17 protein-coding genes are annotated in these 22,421 nt (G+C 36.8%); 9 read left to right on the forward strand and 8 right to left on the reverse strand.

Annotated features, from left to right (window positions below; all coding sequences use genetic code 11):
* Positions 1–124 precede the first annotated feature (124 nt).
* Positions 125–991, forward strand: a complete 867-nt coding sequence (locus GHC26_RS13920; RefSeq protein ID WP_226376949.1) for an IS3 family transposase — start codon at positions 125–127, stop codon at positions 989–991.
* Positions 992–1,169: 178 nt separating this feature from the next.
* On the opposite strand, the gene GHC26_RS13925 is transcribed toward GHC26_RS13920, so the two are convergent.
* The 8 genes from GHC26_RS13925 to GHC26_RS13960 all read right to left on the reverse strand — a co-directional run bounded on the left by GHC26_RS13925 (position 1,170) and on the right by GHC26_RS13960 (position 12,587).
* On the reverse strand, positions 1,170–3,248 hold the full coding sequence (locus GHC26_RS13925) for a sigma 54-interacting transcriptional regulator (protein ID WP_163971861.1): 2,079 nt from the start codon (positions 3,246–3,248) through the stop codon (positions 1,170–1,172).
* Between the two features lie 143 nt (positions 3,249–3,391).
* A complete protein-coding gene (gene rpoN, locus GHC26_RS13930) occupies positions 3,392–4,705 on the reverse strand; it encodes an RNA polymerase factor sigma-54 (RefSeq protein WP_163971862.1) in 1,314 nt (437 codons plus the stop codon).
* A gap of 819 nt (positions 4,706–5,524) precedes the next feature.
* Positions 5,525–7,015, reverse strand: a complete 1,491-nt coding sequence (locus GHC26_RS13935) for an aldehyde dehydrogenase family protein (RefSeq protein WP_163971863.1) — start codon at positions 7,013–7,015, stop codon at positions 5,525–5,527.
* Between the two features lie 13 nt (positions 7,016–7,028).
* A complete protein-coding gene (gene dapA / locus GHC26_RS13940; RefSeq protein WP_163971864.1) occupies positions 7,029–7,922 on the reverse strand; it encodes a 4-hydroxy-tetrahydrodipicolinate synthase in 894 nt (297 codons plus the stop codon).
* Between the two features lie 39 nt (positions 7,923–7,961).
* The gene (nhaC, locus tag GHC26_RS13945) at positions 7,962–9,377 is read right to left on the reverse strand and encodes a Na+/H+ antiporter NhaC (protein WP_163971865.1); all 1,416 of its coding nucleotides are present in this window, start codon (positions 9,375–9,377) and stop codon (positions 7,962–7,964) included.
* A gap of 80 nt (positions 9,378–9,457) precedes the next feature.
* Positions 9,458–10,369 carry a proline racemase family protein gene (locus GHC26_RS13950; protein WP_163971866.1) on the reverse strand — a complete coding sequence of 304 codons (912 nt, stop codon included), beginning with the start codon at positions 10,367–10,369 and terminating at the stop codon, positions 9,458–9,460.
* 13 nt (positions 10,370–10,382) lie between these two features.
* Positions 10,383–11,405, reverse strand: a complete 1,023-nt coding sequence (locus tag GHC26_RS13955) for a proline racemase family protein (RefSeq protein ID WP_163971867.1) — start codon at positions 11,403–11,405, stop codon at positions 10,383–10,385.
* Positions 11,406–12,587, reverse strand: a complete 1,182-nt coding sequence (locus GHC26_RS13960; RefSeq protein WP_163971868.1) for an NAD(P)/FAD-dependent oxidoreductase — start codon at positions 12,585–12,587, stop codon at positions 11,406–11,408.
* Between the two features lie 159 nt (positions 12,588–12,746).
* Here GHC26_RS13960 and GHC26_RS13965 point away from each other — a divergent pair, with 159 nt between their 5' ends.
* The 8 genes from GHC26_RS13965 to GHC26_RS14000 all read left to right on the forward strand — a co-directional run bounded on the left by GHC26_RS13965 (position 12,747) and on the right by GHC26_RS14000 (position 22,030).
* Entirely contained in the window at positions 12,747–14,471 is a 1,725-nt protein-coding gene (locus GHC26_RS13965) for a sigma-54 interaction domain-containing protein (RefSeq protein WP_226376950.1), read from the forward strand.
* Positions 14,472–14,546: 75 nt separating this feature from the next.
* Positions 14,547–14,801 (forward strand): (2Fe-2S)-binding protein, encoded by a 255-nt coding sequence (locus GHC26_RS13970; protein ID WP_163971912.1) that lies wholly within the window; start codon positions 14,547–14,549, stop codon positions 14,799–14,801.
* On the forward strand, positions 14,798–15,136 hold the full coding sequence (locus tag GHC26_RS13975; protein WP_163971869.1) for a (2Fe-2S)-binding protein: 339 nt from the start codon (positions 14,798–14,800) through the stop codon (positions 15,134–15,136). Before GHC26_RS13970 ends, GHC26_RS13975 begins: the two co-directional genes overlap by 4 nt.
* Complete coding sequence (locus GHC26_RS13980; protein ID WP_163971870.1) at positions 15,129–16,346, forward strand: NAD(P)/FAD-dependent oxidoreductase; 1,218 nt, start codon at positions 15,129–15,131, stop codon at positions 16,344–16,346. Before GHC26_RS13975 ends, GHC26_RS13980 begins: the two co-directional genes overlap by 8 nt.
* A gap of 114 nt (positions 16,347–16,460) precedes the next feature.
* Positions 16,461–18,503: a hydantoinase/oxoprolinase family protein gene (locus GHC26_RS13985; protein ID WP_163971871.1), complete on the forward strand. Its 2,043-nt coding sequence runs from the start codon at positions 16,461–16,463 to the stop codon at positions 18,501–18,503.
* Positions 18,496–20,211, forward strand: coding sequence for a hydantoinase B/oxoprolinase family protein (locus GHC26_RS13990; RefSeq protein WP_226376951.1), 1,716 nt, complete (start codon positions 18,496–18,498; stop codon positions 20,209–20,211). The genes GHC26_RS13985 and GHC26_RS13990 overlap by 8 nt, the downstream gene beginning before the upstream one ends.
* A 22-nt stretch (positions 20,212–20,233) precedes the next feature.
* Positions 20,234–20,671 carry a DUF3830 family protein gene (locus tag GHC26_RS13995; RefSeq protein ID WP_163971873.1) on the forward strand — a complete coding sequence of 146 codons (438 nt, stop codon included), beginning with the start codon at positions 20,234–20,236 and terminating at the stop codon, positions 20,669–20,671.
* Positions 20,672–20,701: 30 nt separating this feature from the next.
* Complete coding sequence (locus tag GHC26_RS14000) at positions 20,702–22,030, forward strand: purine-cytosine permease family protein (RefSeq protein ID WP_163971874.1); 1,329 nt, start codon at positions 20,702–20,704, stop codon at positions 22,028–22,030.
* The last annotated feature ends 391 nt before the right edge of the window (positions 22,031–22,421 follow it).

Raw genomic sequence — 22,421 nt, forward strand, 5'->3', positions numbered from 1 at the left:
AAGTTAACACGCGAAAAAGAATTAGAACGTGAGAATGAACTACTAAGACTAGAAAATGCCTACTTAAAAAGTTGAAAGCTTTTCGGGAGAATCCGAATGCGTTCCACGAAAAGCACAAACAAAGGTGGCATTCGAACTCAAAGAAGAAGGATTCCGATTAAAAGATATTCTCGTTGTAGTAGGCATTCCTGAAGCAACCTATCACTATCATGTGAAAAACTTTGAAATAGAAGATTCGGACACAGAACTAAAAGAACTCATTACACACTTATTTAAGAAGTTTCATGAACGCTACGGTTATAAACGTATCACGAAAGAATTAAAGAAATTAGGACATCTTATCAATCATAAAAAAGTGTATCGAATCATGCGAGAACTAGGGTTAAAATGTGTGAAATTTATAAGGAAATCTCGCAAATACAATTCTTATAAGGGGAACGTTGGAAAAGTAGCGAAAAACCGATTATCCCGCCGTTTTAACACATCTATTCCACTTCAAAAACTAGTTACTGACATTACAGAATTCAAGTGTCTAGGTGAAGAGAAGTTATATTTAAATCCGATGCTTGACCTTTATAATGGAGAAATTGTTTCTTATGGTATCAAGAAACGTCCAACGTTAGATCTTGTCATGGAACCTTTAAAAGAAACGATAGAGATGATAAAGAATCGTGCAACCTATCGCACTACCATCCATTCCGATCAAGGCTGGCATTACCAACACAACCAATGGGTGAGGACATTAAAAGAAAATAAAATATTCCAAAGCATGTTACGAAAAGCAACCTGCGCAGACAATGCTTCGATGGAGAATTTCTTTGGTATTTTAAAGCAAGAAATGTATTATGGGGAAGAATTAGTAAGCTATGTAGAATTAAAAAGACGGATTGAAGAATACGTCTACTGGTACAACCATGAACGATCAAAAGAAAAATTGGCTGGATTAAGTCCAGTAGAATACAGAACTCAACCCAGCCAATCAGCTGCATAATAAAACTCTAACTTTTAGGGGTAACCACCATATCATAACTTATCCAAGCATTTTTTCGTGTTAAAACAAGTGTTAAAATGGTTGTAAAAGATGCTGTGAAACCATATGATATTTGTTATGTGATTTGGTGTTTTCTCCACGGTAAGTGAGCTACTTACTAATAACGTTGCACACTTTTTTAAGTATTATGTTTTTTTTGTTTGATATAGTTTATAAAGCGCATACCTTCATCATTTATACTCGTTCCTTTCCTCCCTTGTTTCACATCAATTAAATTCATTTTAGATAATGTTTCTAACCGATATCGTAATTTTTGCTCTGTCAGGTTTTGATTTCTATCTATTATTAGAGTTAATAATTTTTTTCTTCCAATACTCCCGTTTATCTTACTTAAGGTAGTTAAGATTGTAATACTTTCATCCAAAAATCCTCTTTCCCTTAAGTCCCGTATAATCATTTCTTCATTATTTTCTTTTTCATTTAATAAATCCCTTTGTTCCTTATCGTAGAAAGGTAAATCTTCTGGTAAAACATCGCCTTCCTGTACATGTGCTAAATATTCAACAGTATTTCTTAATTCACGAACATTTCCTGGCCAATGGTAATTAAACATGTAATCAAGCGCACTATCCAAAAACGTTATCGGATTACATTGTAATTTTTCTTCAAATTCTTTTGAGAATAGTTCAATTAATAATAAAATATCTTCTTTTCGTTTACGCAGTGGTATTATTGAAATTGGTAGAATACTCAATCTGTAGTATAAATCTTTTCTGAACTTATTTTCCTCTATTAATAATCTTAAATTTTTATTAGTTGCTGTAATGACCCGGACATCAATCGGGATGGGGTAAGCACCACCGACACGCTGAATCTCCTTTTCTTGTAAAACTCGAAGTAGCCTATTTTGAATAATGGGAGATGCATCCCCTATTTCATCTAAAAATACTGTTCCTTTATGCGCTCGCTCAAACAAGCCTGTACTACCTGTTTGATTCGCTCCAGTAAAAGCACCCTTTTCATAACCAAATAATTCACTCTCAACTAATGTTTCAGGAATTGCAGCTAAATTTACAGCTACGAAAGGTTCGTTTTTTCTATTGGAGGCTGAATGTATTGCTTGAGCCATTACTTCTTTACCAGTACCTGTTTCTCCAGAAATAAGAATAGTTGAATCACTATAAGCCATCTTTTTAGCTTTATCAATTAGTGAAATCATATTTGGTGAATTTGTTTTAATATCTGAAAAATGATGTTTTGCTTTAAAAACTTTATCCCTAGTACTTCTTCTATATTTCGTTTCAATCCTTTTTATTCGATCAACTTTCTCAAATAAAATAATGGTTGCAAATACCTTTGTTCCAACAAATATCCTTTTTTTACGGATATAATATGGGATATTGTCAATATCAATAAAATTTTCTTTTTCCATCTCTACTTGCATAAATGCGTTATAAAACAATACAGGTAAAGTACGTATATCATTATTTATCAGTTGATTATATTCTTTGTTTAATAGTTTTAGCGACTGAGAATTAATGGAAATTATTCGATTTGATTGATCATAAACTACTAACCCCTCTTCTATTCTATCTACAATTCCTTCCAAGCTCTTGTGTAAACCTTTTGATTGAAGAATTTCTTGATGTAATTCCTTTATTAATGTAATGCTAGAATGAATGTATCTTGCTGTTAATTGATTGTTAGAACCAAAAGTAGAGATTCCAAAGAACTTATAAATCTCAAAAAGGGTTGTCATATCTAAAAGACGATGACCAATATTTATTTTTGTAGAAATTGTATCTGGAATCATTTCAACTTCTCCAGGAGTAACAGCAATGGTTATGGATGAATCTGGTTCTATTTGCCCGTAATACGGAATATAGTCATGTGAAATACCTACTTCAAGTAGTGTGTTAATCGTCTCCTCTGCTGCCTCTTTCATATTATTCACAAGATATATACGTGAAAAACGAGGTAATGATAATAATTCTTTAATTTTTGCAAAGTTAATAGATCTTTTTGCAATGATATAAGGTGTATTTGGATTAATAAAATTTTCACTCATCTTATAAACTATTTCACTAGTAGCTAACATTAGGGTGGGGGGATTAATCACACTATTAAACTCCAGATCTTTTACTAATGTACCTGATATCTTACAATGTTTAGAAAACCCTACATCCTCTAAATGCTCAACTATGGCATTTAATGATCTACTTTGATAAGCAAGGACTAACAGCTCTGGCTTTTCCATCATAGCATCCCTCTCTAAAAATACATTTCTTTTTAAAAATATTATTGAAACGACATCGACATAAACACCTGATATACGGCTCACTGATTCTAAAAGGAGGATAGCTATCTAAATACAGTATTTATTTCTCTGAAAACGTACAACTATATTTCAATCTCCTTCCGTTTACTAGAAGGTGGAATATTTAATTCATCACGATATTTTGCAACTGTTCGACGTGAAATGGTAATTCCTTTTTCTGTTTTAAAAAAGTCAGCAATTTTTTGATCCGAAAATGGCTTTTTCTTATTTTCACTCTCTACAAAACGTTTTAATAGATGCTTTACATTCGCCTGTGACAAATCATCCCCATAATTAGTTGCAATCTTGGATGTAAAAAGCATTCGATAATCAAAGGTGCCAACAGGGGTTTGGATCACTTTATTCATTGTTGCACGGCTTACCGTCGACTCGTGTAATTCCACTTCATTTGCTATTTCCCTTAATGTCATTGGTTTCAAGTCAGCAAAACCATTATGGAGAAACGCTTGTTGTTTTTCAATAATAGCTTGTGTCACTTTCAAGATAGTTGTTCTCCGTTTATCCACACTATTTACTAGCCATTGGTACTTCCGATAGTGCTCCTGCATATACTTTCCAATATCACCTTTTTCTTTTAATAAATGGGTGTAATCTCGCTGTATATGAATAGTAGGTAAATAGGTATCATTTAAAGTGACAACAAATTTCCCATTTTCATCTTTAATCATAACATCTGGTATGTAGTAATCCGTACGTGTATTGGATCGTAAATCACACGGCTTTGGGTCAAGTGTTTGAATAAGATCATTGGCTTTCTTCACATCCTGTAGGGATACATCTAATTGTTTAGCTATCTCATGCCACTTTTTATTCGCTAATAATGGAAGATATGCTTCGATTATAGAAAGAGTAACTTGTTCATCTGGGTAATAATGTCGCGCTTGAAGCAATAAGCATTCCTGTAAACTTCTCGCACCAATCCCTATTGGTTCTAATTGCTGAACGAGCTGAACTCCCTTCTCTACTTCTTGCATACTCATTCCTTTATATTCTACGATTTCTCCCACGCTTATTGGTAAATACCCATTATCATCTAAGTTTAATAGAATATAGTGGATCAACTCTTTTTCTCTTTTTGCGATCGATAACCACCGTATTTGTTCCATTAATTCATCCCTTATGCTCAACTGCTTTGCAGGCATAAAATCTATCGGATCTTGATGGGATGACACATCTCGCTGTCTGGAACGCCGTGTTACTGTATAAGGCATGTCAAAAGGCTTTTCTTTCAGTTCAATTAAAGGATTCTCTAGCTCTTGTTCTTGTAAAAATTGATACAAATCATAGGTCGAATATTGTAATAGTTCAATTGCTTGTTTTAATTGGGTTGTCATCACCAGATTAAGTGTTTGATTCTGCTGAAGCATAAGATCCATTTTGTTTCCCCCTAAAACGTGTGTTCAAAATGCTCTTTTCGCATGCTTTGTTGTTTTCTACGTCGTATAATCTATATAATGCTTCGTAACTTATGCTGTAAGTTGGTCGTTGCCCCCGCTACGGAAATACACTACGCTTTCACCAGGGGCATAAGTGCGACATCTGTTCAAAATGTTCGTTTTCACAGTGTCTACTTTACCGCGGTTGAGTGGTGAGCCTCCTCGGGCTAGCGCCCTGTGGGGTCTCACCTATCTCCTACTTCCCGCAGGAGTCTTCGTGTTTTTCCTTCGCTGATGTGTGATGTCCTCTTTCTTATCATTACTATTGCTAATATACTAGTTGATTGGAGTGTAGGACAGTCGACTCCTGCGGAAAAAACAACAGCTGAAGATCCCACAGGAAGCGGTTTTTGCTTCCGCGGAAGCTGAAGCGTTGTCCGCGGAAAGCGACTGTCCGAAGTGGAAATCAACGGGGTGAAGTTATTACGCATAATACATCTTATATTCATGACGTTTCATACTAGAAAGCAACAGTCTTTAAGAAAACAGCCGATCAAAAAGAGGATGAACAGGACTGATAGGCTATGGTCATCATGTCCTTGAAATACGAATAAGTACATCTAATGGAAAGAAGTTGAAAACAAAGCAAGTTGATACTATTTTCACCGAAAAAATATGCATCCTCTAAAATTTATTAATGAATACGTTTACATACCATTATAATATTAATCAGTGAAATAATCGAGGGAATAATAGAATTATTTTAAATATTAAGGCGTAAAAATAGCTGTCCTTAGAAAAGGACAGCTATTTACTGAATTAATCTTCTTGTAAGTTTACCCAAATTTGTTTCACTTCTGTATAATTATCTAAGGCATAGTTCCCCATCTCACGGCCAATACCAGATTGTTTATAACCACCAAAGGCTGCGGCTGGATTTTCTTGGTTATAATCATTAATCCAGACATTTCCTGCTTTTAATTTATTTGCCACATTATGTCCAGTACGAATATTTTCCGTCCAAACGGCTGCAGCTAAGCCATATTCACTATCATTCGCACGACGTACTGCCTCTTCTGTTGTATCAAATGGGAATACCGTAACAACTGGTCCAAATATCTCTTCACGCGCAATCGTCATGTCATCTTCTACATCTGCAAAAACAGTCGGACTAATAAAGTACCCTTTATCGAACGGCTTTTCTCCACCTGCTACGAGTTTTGCACCTTCTTCTTTTCCTTTTTCAATATAGCCATAGACGCGATCGTACTGCTCTTTTGACACTAAAGGACCCATATCTGTATCAGGATCTAATCCATTGCCAAGTTTCACATCATTTGCTCGTTTTACTAATTCATCGACGACACGATCATAGTGTTTACGGTGAACAAAGACACGGGAGCCTGCACTACAATTTTGACCGTGGTTATACATAATACCATCAAAAGCACCTTCAATAGCCTTTTCTACATCCGCATCTTCCAAAATAATATTTGGGGATTTACCACCAAGCTCTAACGTAACATGCTTTACTTGGTCAGCTGCTTTTTTCATAATTTGTTTTCCAACTACGGTTGAACCTGTAAATGCTAACTTATCAACATCTTCATGCTCAACAATTGCCGCTCCTGTTGTTTCTCCATAACCTGGGACAAAATTGACCACACCATCAGGGAAACCTGCTTCCTTAAATAGTTTCGCAGCGTACAATAAGGAAAGTGGTGTTTGTTCAGCAGGCTTTAACACAACCGTACATCCTGTTGCAAGTGCTGCACCCAACTTCCAAGATGCCATCGATAATGGGAAGTTCCATGGAATGATTTGGCCTGCTACTCCCACTGGCTCATGTCGAGTATAAGTTAAATAATCAGGGAAAATAGGAACAGTTTGCCCTAATACTTTTGTTGCCCAACCTGCATAATAACGGAAGTGTTCAGCTGTTCCATCAATATCATCTTCTAAAGCGACTTGATATGGCTTTCCATTATCTAATGCTTCTAATTGCGCTAGTTCTTCTCGGTGCTCTTCAATTAAATCTGCCAGTTTATAAATCATGTGTGAACGTTCTGCTGCACTCAAGTTAGGCCATTCTCCACCTTCAAATGCTCGTCGTGCTGCTTTAACAGCCTTATCGACATCTTCAGGCTGTGCTTCACTGACATGTGCAAGGACTTCTTCAGTTGCTGGATTGAATACTTCGAATGTCTTCCCACTTTCTGCGGGTACATATTCACCATTAATATAGAGCTCTTTTTTACCTTCTAAAAATTCCTTTACTTTCGGTTTTAAGCTTACCTCTGATGTAATCATTTTATCTCCTCCTTTATTTTTTAACGGCTACCAGGCTGTCTAAAATTTCTTTCAGTTGTTCATCTTCATCCTTTGTTAGTGGAAGTCTTGGTTTACGAGATGGACCACCTGCTAACCCTTGTAAATCCATCGCACGCTTTACAATTTGTACATACTTTCCAGATCCTTCAATGAAATTACAGAGCGGTAAAACTTGATCATATAACTCCCATGCCTTCTCTAAGTCATTTTTGACAAAACTATTATACAAATCTGTTACAAGACCTGGTGCAATATTCCCTGCAACCGAAATCCAACCAGTTGCACCTACTAGGAAAGACTCTAATGCTAAATCATCTGATCCACAGAAGGTTTTAATAAATCCTTTTCCTTGTCTAGTAATATCGCGAGCTTTTGTGATATCACCACTCGATTCTTTAATATGGGTGATATTATCTACGTCTCTTGCCACTTGCAAAATCGTCTCTGTTCCAATGTCCACACCTGAAGTAAATGGATTGTTATAGAGCATGACTGGAAATTGAACCGATTCGGCTACTGCTTTAAAATGCTCGTAAATTTCTGGGTCTTTTGGATGTGCATAATACGAATTAATGACCAAGGCAGCGTCGGCTCCAACGGCTTCAGCCTGTTGTGTATATTCAATCGCATCCTTTGTTGTTTCAGCAGCTGTTCCTACTACTAGTGGAATACGTCCATTCACTTGCTCAACTGCTACTTGGGTAACCTTAAACCGTTCTTCCTTCGTCAAACTAACAAATTCTCCTGTACTCCCATTCACCACAATACCTGCTACTTGTTCGTTGATAAAGTGGTCAATGTTGCCTCTCAATCCGTTATAATCTACTTCGCCTTCTTCTGTCATTGGGGTAATTAATACTGGAAATGCTCCTTCTAGTTTTACCATAATGATGTCCTCCTTATATTCTATTTAACTAGTAATATATTAATTAACATTTTCTTTTATTTCTGGGGAATCTGATTCATTCGTATACCAAATGAATTTATTTGTCAGACCGTAAAGTACCGTAATAATAATCACCAAAAAGTTAAACCAAAGAAATGGTAAATAAGCTAATGTCGAAACGCCAAGCGTCGCAGCCATAAACACACCACCATCAGACCATGGAACCATTGGTGTGGTTACTGTCCCACCTGCTTCTGTGTTCCGTGATAGGACACGCCGATCAATACCTAAATCATCATAGTTTTCCTCTGTGATTTTACTTGCAGTTATAACTGATACATAAGCAGCACCACCAAAGAAGTTACCGAAGAAACCAGAAATAATGGTAGCTAACGTTGTTTTTCCTGCATTATCTGCCCATGCTAACAATTTGACACAAATCATGCGCAAGATGCCAGTTTGTTCCATTAGACCACCAACACCTAGAGCAAAGATGATTAACGCAATTACCTCTAGCATAAACGTAATACCGCCACGGTTTAATAACTCATCAATAAATTCAACACCAGATGAAATGGAGCTACCTGTATACAATGTTCGAATTGCATCTAAAAATGCTACATCTTGGAAGAAAAATGCCCAAAATGAGCCAAGTAATGCACCAAACAAAATTACTGGGATGGATGGTTTCTTTAACGCTAACAAAATGATAACAACTACAGCAGGAAGGACCATCACCCATGAAATATTAAAGAATTCACTAAGAGAAGCCATTGTACTTTCTGCTTGGGTTAAGTCACCACCACCACTGTTAAAAAAGAAACCAGTCGTTAAAAATAAGATGCCTGCAATGACAAAAGCTGGTGCACTAACATATAACATCGATTTAATGTGCTCAATAACATTAACTTTTGATAACGATGCAGTCATGACAGTTGTATCAGATAATGGAGAGAGTTTATCCCCCACATAACAACCAGATATAACCGCACCAGCAACCAATGCAACAGGAAAGCCAAAGCTAATGCCAATTCCCATCATCGCAATCCCAGCTGTACCTGCAGACCCGAATGAGGTCCCTGTTGCTAAAGATGTAACAGCACAAATAATAAAAGCTGCTAGTAAAAAGATACTTGGATCGATAATCGTCAAACCATAATAAATAATACTTGGCACAATCCCACCAGCGATCCAAGTTCCAATTAATGCGCCAACTGATATCAGAATCAATACTGCTTCCAATCCATCATATATTCCCTTTAAGATTCCTTTTTGCATCTCAAAATAGGAATAGCCAATTCGCAATCCGACAGCGATAATGATAAACCAAGTCGTTAACAAGGCTAGTTGAATCGGAAGCTCAAACTGGACAATAAATAAAAACATAACCAACACAAACGCAATTAATACAAACAGTACTTCACCTAAGGTTGGTAATCGTCTGTCTGGACTCATTCATAACACTCCTTTAAACGTTAAAGCTTCACTTATAAAAACGCTTTCATTTGATACTTTGTTAGCCATGAATCCCTCCCCTACTTTAGTAAAAACCCATCTGGCAATGGATCATCAACGTCATATACAAATTGATGCATTCCTGTAACAAATCCTGTCGCTTCCATTTTGAATTTACTACTTGAATCTGGGATAAACCTTGATGTTAATTGGCTATCAACTATACTTATGTTCGTAAGCTCCTCAACTTTCCTTCTACTTAATGTATCCGTGTGAATGGCAAATGTACTATCCATACCAGGAGATCGTACAATACTTCCATCCTTTTCAAACGTCACAGATCGAACCCTGTTTTTTGATAATGGTTCCACTAGAATAACGCCAGTAAAGATACGACGAGTTGCTTGTAGCTGTTCGGTTAGTTCTTTTCCGTACTGCATAATTGTTGCTAAATGATCTACTTGTAAACTAGGGATCAAATTTGGTAATGGATAGATATAATAATTTCGTAATCCATCTACTTCTACTAAGCTATAATCCTTTGTTTGCTCAATCAGTCGACTAGAATCACTTTCAAAGGAAACGGAAGTTACTTCATTCTCTTCTGTTGAAACAGAAACGGTATAAACACCTTGAATTGTTTCGATTTTATATTCATTGTTCACTTTTTTTGCTAAGTTACCTGTTTCGATAAGTGCTGTAATTGTTGTCACTAATCCACCATATTTAAACTGTTGGTCATGATCATGATGGAAAAATAAAATTGCTATATCTGCTTTATCAGATGGCGTAACAATACATCCATTCATTCCACGATGTCCGCGTGGTTCATTTAAGAGAAAATACTTTTCATGCTGGAAATCAGATTGTAAACGCTTATTATTTTGTAAAATATCCGTTTCATTCAACACGATTGATGCTTGGACAACAATTCGAAATGCCTCCCCAGCAACATGGGTATCAATCGTTGTAAACATTTTTTCCATATCCATTACACACACCTCCTTAATGATCATCCATTGGCGGAATTAGTAAAAACCCTTCTTTTAACGGGTCCTTTTCATTGTAGAAAAAGCGATGCATCCCCATTATCCACGCTGATCCAGTCACTTCAGCAATAACTGCCTCAAGATCCTTCACATTTGTCGTTTCAAGTACTTTAGCTTTAAATAAGGACCCAACAATGCTTTCATGGACAAACAACTCATCTACTCCAATTTCTTTATTCGTGAACATCGTTGCTAATTTAGCCGATGTTCCTGTACCACATGGAGAGCGATCAATTCCTCCTGGAGGGACAACTACTGTATTTTTCACGGTTGCATCAGGATGGACTGGATCTGTGAAAAACTCAATATGGGTTAACCCATTAATAAAGGGCTGATCTGGATGAACCACTTCCTCTGTTTCATTAATCGTATTTCGAATCGTAATCGCTGTATCAATAATCTTTGATGCATTATCTGTTGTTAAATCCAACTCTAACTTTCTAGCATCAATGATTCCATAAAAATTCCCACCATAAGCGATATCACATTCTACGGTTCCTATTTCCTCTACTTCTACCTCAATTGATTTCAATAAAAAGGCAGGAACATTCGCAAAGGATACTTCTTCTGCTTTACCGTCTTTTATTTTGATTGTTACTTCCACTAATCCCGCGGGTGTATCTAATGTTAATGACGTGTATGGCTCTTCTATCTCAATTAATCCAGCCTCTACAAGTGCGGTACAACACCCGATCGTATCGTGGCCGCACATTGGCAAATAACCACCTGTCTCAATATAAATAACCCCAATATCTGCATCTGGATGGCATGGATCTACTAATAATGCACCTGACATCACATCATGACCACGCGGTTCATTCATTAAAAATTTTCGAATCCAATCATAATTCTCTTTCATATACAACATTTTTTCTGACATCGTATTTCCCTTTAACGGTGGTAAGCCACTAATAACTGTTCTCGTCGGATTCCCACCTGTATGGGTATCAATCGTAGAAAATAACCGTTGAAATTTCATCTAGCTTTTCACCCTCTCTTTAAACCGATCAATTCGTAATGGATCTGTTGGGATAGATGTTTCCTTTCCTGAAATCATTTCTTCCATCACTTTACCTGTAATCGCTGCCAAACTAATACCATCTCCCTCATGACCTGCCGCTACATAAAATCCTGGTACAGCATCAACATGTGAGACGATTGGCAGATGATCTTCTGTCCATGGCCGCAATCCTGCATAAGTACGAATGACTGTCATTTCCGCCATTTTTGGATAAAACCGTACCGCTCTTCTAGCAATGTTTTTTGTGATGTCATGATTCACCTTTACATCAAACCCTGCGAATTCCCGACTACTACCAATTAAGAAGTTTTGACTTTCTGTTGGTTCAAAAACTAACGCTACCCCATATTTTTCGGTAATGGCATCAACCTGCCGTTCCCCACCAAACTTCGATATTAAGTAGCCAAATTCCATAACTTTTCGCAGTCCTACTGGTTGCTGTCTAGAAGCGACAATCAATTGTCCTTTCCGAGGCTTAATTGGAATCTCTACATCCACCATTTCGCCGATAAAAGGAGCCCAGACTCCACAAGCATTCACTACTTGGGTGGCCGTGAATGTTCCATTTGTTGTTTCCAGCACAAACTGGCCATTGGCATCCTTTGATAGATTTTTCACTTCAGTATTGGTATGTATTTTGGCACCATGCTTTTTCGCACTATAAAACATGGAATACGTGAGCATATATGGATTTACCGTTGAATCTGTTGCACACTCTAATCCACCATATAAATCATCTGCAAAATAGGCGGATTCATTTCGCAAATCTTCCCGATCTAGCATCTTAAAATCAAGTCCTGCTTCTTGTTGTTGATTGACCCACTTCTCGGCAGCTTCCATTTCTGTATCATTTTCACAAACTAAAATACTTCCTGGATTGCGATATTCAAAGGGAATCTCTAATTCCTTACTTAACTCATGTACCAGTTGCTGACTTTTCAATGACATTTGACTATCAAAGCCGGGATCTTTATCTATCGCTAATATATTCCCATCACATCTGGATGAGGTGCCACTTGCTAATTCTTTCTTCTCAAGTACCGTAACGTCGATTCCTGCTTTCGAGCAATAATAGGCAATTGCCGCTCCCATAATGCCGCCACCAATTACAACCACGTCACGATGTATTGTTTGTGTCATCGAATCACCCTCTCTTTGTTGCTCAATTGTTTTAATGCAAATTCGATGCCAACTTTTTGAACAGCATAAAATTCAAAATAATATTGCTCTTTGAAAAATAATGTGTAAAAATATTTATAAAGTGTACATTAACTTATACAGTTAAACGGGGTGATAAATGTGTACGTAAAAAAAGGTGAATGGAAAGACTTTATGGGAATGGATTTTAAATTAATACGAGATGAAAACGACTATACCGAAAAGAAAATAAGATCCCTTCTTGATTCGAATCAATCTGAACCCATTTTTTTAGTGCAAGAAGATAAAACATATCATGTAAAAATGGATACATCGACAAAACAACTGCAGTACATAAGATGTGGTGAATTATCTAGAATTGCTGACATCAGGGAGTGCGTAGATCTACTTAATATTTTTGAAAGCGTTGTCATCAAAAAGGATAACGGAAAAATAATTGGGTATCTTGATCATCAAAAGTTCTGTGAAAAATTAATAACCGCCAATAACGAACTAAAAGCCTATTTGTCAACGATCGTCGCTACTGTTGATGAATCTTGTACCGTTATTGACAGCGATAAACGTGTCGTCGTTTGGTCAAAAGGAGCGGAAAAACTATTTTCCGTAAAAAGTGAAGAAATTATCGGAAAACCCATTACCGACTTCTTTAGTCCTGATCGATTGGAAATTTTAAATACGTTAAAAGAGGAAACATCTGTCTACCATAGTCAACATATTGCACGTGAAAACCAAGTTGTGTTAATTAATTCAAATCCTGTACATTACAATGATCAGGTTATTGGAGCAGTTGTTTCCGAGCAGGATATCACTAGTCAAGTGAAACTTAACAAAGAACTGTACACCACATCAGAACGGTTATTTAATTTGGAAAAAGAAGTCAACAAATTAATGGCAAAAGAAGATCCGTTTGCTCCAATCAGAGGAAACAGTAGTGTATTAGACAAGACAAAGAACAAAATCATAAAAGCTTCCTCTACCGACGCAAATATATTAATTCACGGAGAAAGTGGGGTTGGGAAAGAATTATTTGCCAAAGCTACCCATCATATTCGGGAAGGGAAACAAGCGCCATTTGTCGCCCTTAACTGTGGTGCAATTCCTGCTGCTCTTTTCGAAAGTGAAATCTTTGGTTATGAAAAAGGAGCATTTTCTGGTGCTGACCAAAAAGGGAAAAAAGGGAAAGTAGAACTGGCAAAAGGCGGAACACTATTTTTGGACGAGATTGGTGAGATGCCATTAGATATGCAAGTGAAAATCTTACGTTTACTACAGGAAAAGCGATTTTATCCAGTAGGAGGGACAAAAGAAATTGAAGTGGACTTCCATGTTGTTGCTGCTACTAATCGTGATCTAAAAGAACTAATTAAAGAAGGAAAATTTAGAGAAGACCTCTATTATCGACTAAACGTTGTAAGTATTGAGATCCCTCCTTTACGAGAAAGACCTGAGGATATCATTGAACTTACACATTATTTCCTGCACGAAATTTCGATTAAGTATAACCGACCGATTCACGGCGTATCTCAAGCTGTTATGCAAACACTCTTGCAGCATAACTGGCCTGGTAACATACGAGAATTAAAAAATGTAATCGAGCGACTCGTTGTATTTTCCGATAATGGGGAAATCAAACTGGAAGACCTCCCATTTGATACAGATATAATAGAAAACGGAAACCCTAACCCCTCTATTTATATGGATAACGATAACCGGTCTTTGAACGATCGTCTACAAGAACTGGAAAAAGAAATTATTTTAAAAGAGTTACAAAAAGTAGATGGCAATAAACAAAATTGTGCAAAGAACTTGCAAATCACCCGAGCAACCCTCTACAACCGCCTAAACAAGCTTGGGATAAAAGTTTAAGGCTAGTTGGCATCAATCTTGCATATTTTGTTGGGTACAGACATTACAGTAGGAGTGATCCAATTGACAGAAGACATGATTATATGCAGATGTGAAGAGGTTACTTATAAAGAATTAGCCGAAACAGCCAATAAATATAACTGTTCAGCAAGGGAATTAAAGCTACGAACAAGAGCTGGAATGGGGTATTGTGGTGGTCGAACATGTCGTAATATGGTCGATAAACTAGCAGCTGATTTAACGGATGAAAGACAAACACAAATCACATTAAAATATCAACCCCCAATACGACCAATTCACTTTGGTGACTTAGGAGGAGGTCAATCATGACACAACGCATTGTAGACCATCCAATACTTGGCTCCATAGAAGAAAAGGAGCAAGTTTCTTTTACATTTAACGAAAAAGAATATTACGGAATGAATGGAGAACCAATCGCAGCAGCACTATTGGCAAATGGTGTTCGAACCCTTCGACATCATGAAGAAAAGGCCACACCTAGAGGAATTTATTGTAATATTGGTCATTGCTTTGAATGTCGCGTCACCGTTGATGGGAAGCAAGGTGTTCGTTCCTGTCTAACGCCCCTTCAAGAGGGAATGGTGATCGAAAGTGGTGGTACACTTCCAACCCCTGTTAAGGATTGGAGTGCTAAGAATGAATAATGTCATTATAATCGGCGCGGGTCCCGCAGGAATGTCAGCAGCAATTGCCTGTGCTCAAAAGGGATTGGATGTCGTTGTCATCGATGAGTATTTAAAAGCTGGTGGTAGATTACTAGGTCAGCTTTATGAACAGCCAGATGGGTCTTGGTGGAACGGAATAGAAGAATCAGCTCGGTTACATCAGCAAGCGTTAGATCTTGGGGTTCAAATCCAACTAAACACACCTGTAAACAATATTGAGCATCATGATGGTCAATGGACGATTTATACCGAACATGAAACACTTTCTACTAATCATTTATTGCTAGCAACTGGAGCTGCAGAGTCGCCAATACCAGTACCTGGATGGACGTTACCTGGTGTCATGTCTGTTGGAGCTGCTCAAGTGATGACGAATGTGCATCGAGTAAAACCCGGTGAACGTGGGGTAATTATTGGTGTGAATGTTCTATCTTCCGCAATTGCAATGGAATTAAAATTGGCCGGAATCGATGTAGCATGTATGGCATTACCAAAAATGAGTCAACTAACCGATCAACAAGCACACCCTAAGCATGTACTAGATTCATTGCTTCACGTTTCCCATATGGCACCATCACAATTTGTAAAACTAGGAAGTAAGTTAATGAAGAATGATTTCATGAAAAAATTAGGGGTTACTTTTTATCCGAAAAGAGGCGTCAACATGTGGGATATTCCAATACAACTTCGAAAAGCAGTTATCGAAATCTATGGGGAAAAGCAAGTAGAAGGCGTTACAGTAGCCACCATAGATTCAAATGGTGAGATAGTTGCTGGAACAGAAGAAAATGTAGAAGCTGATTTCGTTTGCATTGCGGGTGGATTGTATCCATTAGCAGAATTAGCCGCACTTACAGGTTGTCCCTTTTATTTAATAGAAGAATTAGGTGGCTATATTCCATTACATAATGAACGAATGGAAACCCCATTAGATGGGTTATATGTTGCTGGAAATATTACAGGTATTGAAGGTGCCAAAGTTGCAGCAGCACAAGGAACAACAGCTGGACTTACCATTGCAAAACAGGCTGGTTTTGAAGGGTTGGATGGAGAAATAGAGGAAGCGATTCAAGTGGTGGAAGAAACCAGGGATCAATCTTATATTCAATTTCATCCGGAAGTGAATAAGGGGAGAGAAATGGTTAAGGAGAAGTGGGAGGAATATGTTCTTCCATTAAGATCGATTTAAAATCTTGGCATGATTATTGCATTATTGTTTTGTTGAAATCGTTGCCATCTTAAGGAGGTGAAACAGTACAAATTTCTAATCTTTAAACTACATTTACCAAGGAGGATTATCTAGATGACAAAATATCGCTTAGCCGCTGACATCGGTGGTACATTTACTGACGTAGTATTGTTCGATAAAGAGACAGGTCAATATAAAACCGAAAAAGTTCCAACAACCAACGAGAATCTTTCAGAGGGGGTTTTAAGTGGAATTAGTAGAATGGTAACTGATTTTAACGATGTTGATTTTTTTGTACATGGAACAACAGTTGGACTTAATGCTTTCTTAGAAAGAAAAGGATCTAAAATTGCATTAATCGTTACATCTGGTTTTAAAGATTTATATGAAATAGGCCGTGCTAATCGCTCGGAAATCTATAATATTCAATACCGACAGCCAGAACCTCTAATTAAACGCCGCCATGTTTATGAGGTAGAAGAACGTGTTTTAGTAGATGGACAAGTAGATACACCTATAAATCATAATAGCTTAGATAATGTTATTGAGGAAATTTCAAAAGGAGATTATGATTCAGTATCGGTATGCTTGTTACACTCATACAAAAATCCAGATCATGAGAAACATATTAAACAAAGGATACAAGAAAAGATGCCTGGTATGTCTGTTTCCTTATCACATGAAGTTGTACGAGAGTGGCGCGAATATGAAAGAACAAGTACAACTGTTATAAATGCCTATATTGCTCCAATTGTAGAAGATTATCTGTTAAAGTTTGAAAATGAAATAGATAATAGAGGATTAAACAGAGACTTATATATTATGCAATCTAACGGTGGGGTTATGACATCTGAAATTGCAAAATCAAAACCAATTCAAACGCTTTTATCTGGACCTGTTGGAGGTACAATGGGTAGTTTAACACTTGGTCAACAAACACAAAAAGATAATCTAATATGTGTTGATATGGGTGGAACTAGTTTTGATGTAAGTATGGTTATCAACGAAGAACCTGATGTTACCTCTGAAGGAAACATCGAAAAATTCCCAATACTCTCACCAATGGTTAATATGCACACAATTGGTGCTGGAGGCGGATCAATAGCTTGGATTGAAGGCGGAGGATTACGAGTAGGCCCTCATAGTGCTGGCGCTAACCCTGGACCAGCTTGCTACGGAAATGGCGGTACAAATCCAACTGTGACTGACGCTAACCTTATATTAGGCCGGATTGATGCCGAGGGCTTTTTAGGTGGAAAAATGACACTTGATTGGCAAGCAGCCTATGATGCCATTGAAAACCTTGCTAACAAATTAGAGTTAACAGTTAATGAAACTGCTGAAGGTATATGTGATATAGCTAATGCCAAAATGGCAGATGCAATTAGAACGTTAACAGTTTCTAAGGGGATAGATCCAAGAGATTTTTCTTTGGTTGCTTTTGGTGGTGCAGGCCCAATGCACTCTATGTTAATTGCAGATTACTTAGACATTAATAGAATACTTATCCCTACTACTGCGGGAACCTTTTCAGCATGGGGAATGCTACAAACAGATATTAGACATGATGATGTACGCAACTATGTATCCTTATTGAAAGACAGCGACTACACAAAAATTAGTGGCCTCTATAAAGAAATGGAGCAAAATGCAGAAATAGTTCTTAAACAACAAAACATCTCGAAACAAGATGTTGACTTTAACAGACTAGTGGACCTGCGATATGTAGGACAAGAGTATACCGTTACCGTACCATTAAATGAAAACGGTTTAAATGAAACATCTATAAGTGAATTAGAGTCACTTTTCCATGATTCTCACCAGAATATATATGGACATAACAATCCCGAAGGTGCAGTTGAAGTAGTAAACTTGCGTATAGTAGCCCTAGGTAAACTTGAGAACAAAGAAAACATCCAAGCTTCCGAAAAATCTGTAGGAGCACCGGAGCCTATAAGAAGAAAACCAGTTATTTGGAACAATCAAGAAATACAAACTCCGGTATATTCAACAGACGACTTACTATTTGGACATACAATAAATGGCCCGACAATTATTGAATCTCCAACGTCAACTATTGTTGTTCCAAAGAACTACCTAGTGAAGGTTGATAGTGTAGGAAATCTTGAAGTGATTAGGAGGAATGAAGATGAGTAAAACAACTGCTCCCGTTTTTTTAGAGAACCCTATTACTACTGAAATAATTCGGAATGCATTAACTTCTGCGGCAGAAGAAATGAATGAAAGTTTAGCCCGTAGTTCTTTTTCGCCGATAATCTATGAGATGAAAGATTGTAGTGTAGGAATTTACAATGAAAATGCAGAATTATTAGGACAATCCTCGGGGTTACCAATGTTTTTGGGAAATCTTGACGTTTGTATAAAAGAAACTACTAGCTTCATAGGTGGTAATGATAAATACAACCCTGGTGATATTTATATAATGAACGATTCTTATATGGCAGGTTCTCACTTGAACGATATTACTATAATATCACCTATTTTCTTTGAACAAGAATTAGTAGGTTTTTCTGCTACACGTGCTCATTGGTTAGATATCGGAGCAAAAGACCCTGGTTATCCCATGGATGCAATTGAAATTTATCAAGAAGGTGTAAGAATTCCACCTACAAAAATTTATGATGCGGGTAATCCTCGTAAAGATATTATAAACCTTATTACAATTAATAGTCGTTTAAGTAATGATGCATTAGGAGACATGAATGCACAAATTGCAGCATGTAGAACAGGTGAAAAAAGAGTTACAGACATTATAACAAAACACGGTCTTAATACTTTTAAACGTTCAATTCAGGATATATTCAAACAATCAGAAATTATGGACCGGGAACAAATTGCAAGTATTCCAGATGGTGTTTATGAAGAAGAAGGTTTTCTAGATAATGATGGAGTATCTGATGAACCAGTACCTGTTAAAGTTAAAGTAACGATCGATGGAGAAAACTTAACAATTGACCTAAATGGATCAAGTGAGCAAAAACAAGGTATGACTAATTGTGGATTAGCACAAACTGTTTCAGCTTGCCGTGTTGCATTCAAGCATTTAATTGGTCCAGATTCTCCAGTAACAGGTGGGAACTTTAAAACAATGGATATTGTTGTTCCTAAACGATCCATATTCAGTGCTGAAGAACCAGCTGCTTGTGGATGGTATTTTACTTCTTTGGGATTATTAATAGATTTAATCGTTAAGGCTTTATCTCCTGTACTAAAAGAACAATCTGCAGCAGCTCATTACGGAGATTCAATGGTTGTAACTATTGCTGGTCAAAACAAAGATTCCACATCCCAATTCTTATATGTAGAACCTACTGCAGGGGGTTGGGGTGGATTCTCATCTAACGATGGGCAATCAGGATTAATTAATAACTCTAATGGGGACTTTAAAAATATGCCAGTTGAAGTCCTAGAAGAAAAGTATCCATTAAAAATTAATTCATATTCTCTTAGGGAAAACTCCGGGGGACCAGGAAAAACTAGAGGTGGTCTAGGTGTTACAAGAGAATATGAACTTCGAAGTAATGCAAACCTATCACTATGGTTTGAAAGATCACAAGAACCCGCTTGGGGACTATTTGGAGGCAAGTCAGGAAAGCCACCTAAAGTTACGGTAATAGCAAAGAATGAAGAAGAATCTATGTTAAAAGTAAACGCTAAACCACTTTCAAAAGGAGACCGTATACTTGTAGAAACTGGTGGAGGCGGTGGATTTGGTAATTCAGTTGAACGCCCATTAGAAAATATTGTGGAAGATATAATTGATGGTTACATCGATAGTGAAACAGCACTAGAGGAATATGGAGTTACTTTTGATCCCAAAACAGGAAAAGCTTATAGAAACTAACTAAATTGAGGTGAATCAACTTTTGAAACGGATAAGAATTAGATTTGAAGGTGGAGAAGAACTATATGCTACTTTAATTGAAAATTCGGCTCCTCAAACGTGCAAAATAATATGGGAATCACTACCCTTTCAAAGTGTTGTAACACAATCAAGATGGTCTGGAAGAGAAGTTAACTTAAAATATGATAATAACGATTATCCAATACGAGAGAATCAAACAATTTACACTGGTAAAGGTGAATTATGCTATTGGCGGGATTGGAACTCGGAGGGAGATATACCTCCCTCCCAAGCCATAGCCATCTATTATGGTGCTGAATTAGCTAGAAGTAATAGAGGGAATGAACCTGTCAATGTATTTGCACAAATAGACTTCAAATATTTCAATATATTAGATGAAATTGGAGAACGTATATGGTTGAAAGGGGCAGAGGATATTTACTTTGAACGCCTAGATTAAATAATAAATCATATTAGGGGGAACTAATTCATGGAGAAAAAAAATGATTCAGCACTTTCCGCCGTTCCATTATCGGAGCGTCAACATTGGATAGTGCCCGCTACCATTTTTGGTGGGTTAGAATTTGCAGTACCAGTTATAATGGTTGGTGCAACATTAGCTGGAAGCTTTGGTTTATCAAGTATATTTTTTATTTTATTAGTAGGCTTGGTAATTATACAGTGGATCGGGAATGCTTTACAGGGATATTTGGGAGCAAAAACTGGAAGACCATCATCCGTAATTGCAAGATCTAGTTTTGGTTCTTTACAAGCTAGATTCGTTGTTGGTCTTGCTCTTGTAGTACTAAATGTGGGTTGGTTTGGACTAAACACAGCGGTTGCAGGCAATGCGTTGTCAGCAACATTAGGAATTGATTATGGACAAGATTGGTTTCTATGGGCTGTTATTACTCTAGTAACAGGGCTATTATTTGCACTACCAGCAGTTTTAGGATATAACTCAATGAAATGGACTGATTATGTGGCGGTTCCAGCTGGTATTCTTCTTATTTCATCAGGAGTATATTTTGCTTTAAGAGGAGAAGGTTGGTCATCTATTTTATCCTGGAATCCCGAGCCATCTATAACAATTTTTGGTGCTATTAGTTTGGTTTTAGGTGCAAATGTTGCACAATGGTTAATCGCATCAGATTATACACGTTATTCAAAACCAACATTGAAAGATCAGTCATTAATACCTTTAGGCATTGTTATAATTGGCTTACTATTCTTCTTTACAGGTGCAATCATGTCAGTAGGAGTTGGAAATGCAGACATTGTAGCAGTAATGCAGGACTTGGGCTTCCCATTTTGGGGATTTTTAATACTATGGGTTGCACTATGGACAAGCCAGATGGTTGCGAGTTATTCAATTGGACTAGCAGCTGCTAATATGTTTAATATTGATACTAGTAAGGGCAGAGCGATACTAACAATAATAGGATCGGTCTTAGGGATCGGTCTGGCTTTGGTCGGGATATTATCTTACTTTCAAGATTTCCTTATTATTTTAGCGGTTATTTATCCAGCAATTGCAGCAGTAATGTTTGTAGACTTTTTCTTTATCAGAAAACAAGAATGGGTGGATAATGAGGGGTGGAACTGGATTGCAACCATTGCAGTTCTATCAGGAGCTTTAATAGGGTATATTACTGAATACGTAGTTATTTTCGGTATCCCTGCTCTTCAATCCCTTGCAATTTCTGCAATTGTTTATTTAATTGGAATGAATTTAAAAGCTAAAATAAGACCAGATCATTTTACAAACAATAATGTCTACAAAAACAATACACAACTGGACAAAGTATCTAATAAATAATCAGAATTAAAAATATATTATTAAAAATATAGAAATAGTGCCCACTAATTTATTGATTATAAAATAGTGGGTATTATTTTGATTGTAGGAGTATTAAATTATAGAACTATTTTTATCTATCTATTTAATTCAACTTATGCTAAAGACTCCGTTTAATGAGGGGCGCGGTATATAGTTGACCGTATTTTTGCTAGATACTAAAACTGATATTGAATGGTGTTACAATTAGAGCATCTTTTAAAATAATTTCCTGTGCTTCTTTATACATTTATGCACGTTTTATCTTAATCCGTTTCCATTCTCGCATTATCAAAATCTCATTTACTGTTAAGTTATCACAATAAATTATAATTTTTATTGTCTTTCAATAGATTAATTATTAAAATTACAG

The sequence above is a fragment of the Oceanobacillus halotolerans genome (genome assembly GCF_010993955.1).
Lineage (GTDB): Bacteria > Bacillota > Bacilli > Bacillales > Amphibacillaceae > Oceanibacillus_A > Oceanibacillus_A halotolerans.

Coding starts and splice junctions, on each gene's coding strand:
- GHC26_RS13925 (WP_163971861.1), bottom strand. CDS start 3,248: ATGGAAAAGCCAGAGCTGTTAGTCCTTGCTTATCAAAGTAGATCATTA.
- rpoN (WP_163971862.1), bottom strand. CDS start 4,705: ATGGATCTTATGCTTCAGCAGAATCAAACACTTAATCTGGTGATGACA.
- GHC26_RS13935 (WP_163971863.1), bottom strand. CDS start 7,015: ATGATTACATCAGAGGTAAGCTTAAAACCGAAAGTAAAGGAATTTTTA.
- dapA (WP_163971864.1), bottom strand. CDS start 7,922: ATGGTAAAACTAGAAGGAGCATTTCCAGTATTAATTACCCCAATGACA.
- nhaC (WP_163971865.1), bottom strand. CDS start 9,377: ATGAGTCCAGACAGACGATTACCAACCTTAGGTGAAGTACTGTTTGTA.
- GHC26_RS13950 (WP_163971866.1), bottom strand. CDS start 10,369: ATGGATATGGAAAAAATGTTTACAACGATTGATACCCATGTTGCTGGG.
- GHC26_RS13955 (WP_163971867.1), bottom strand. CDS start 11,405: ATGAAATTTCAACGGTTATTTTCTACGATTGATACCCATACAGGTGGG.
- GHC26_RS13960 (WP_163971868.1), bottom strand. CDS start 12,587: ATGACACAAACAATACATCGTGACGTGGTTGTAATTGGTGGCGGCATT.
- GHC26_RS13970 (WP_163971912.1), top strand. CDS start 14,547: ATGATTATATGCAGATGTGAAGAGGTTACTTATAAAGAATTAGCCGAA.
- GHC26_RS13975 (WP_163971869.1), top strand. CDS start 14,798: ATGACACAACGCATTGTAGACCATCCAATACTTGGCTCCATAGAAGAA.
- GHC26_RS13980 (WP_163971870.1), top strand. CDS start 15,129: ATGAATAATGTCATTATAATCGGCGCGGGTCCCGCAGGAATGTCAGCA.
- GHC26_RS13985 (WP_163971871.1), top strand. CDS start 16,461: ATGACAAAATATCGCTTAGCCGCTGACATCGGTGGTACATTTACTGAC.
- GHC26_RS13990 (WP_226376951.1), top strand. CDS start 18,496: ATGAGTAAAACAACTGCTCCCGTTTTTTTAGAGAACCCTATTACTACT.
- GHC26_RS14000 (WP_163971874.1), top strand. CDS start 20,702: ATGGAGAAAAAAAATGATTCAGCACTTTCCGCCGTTCCATTATCGGAG.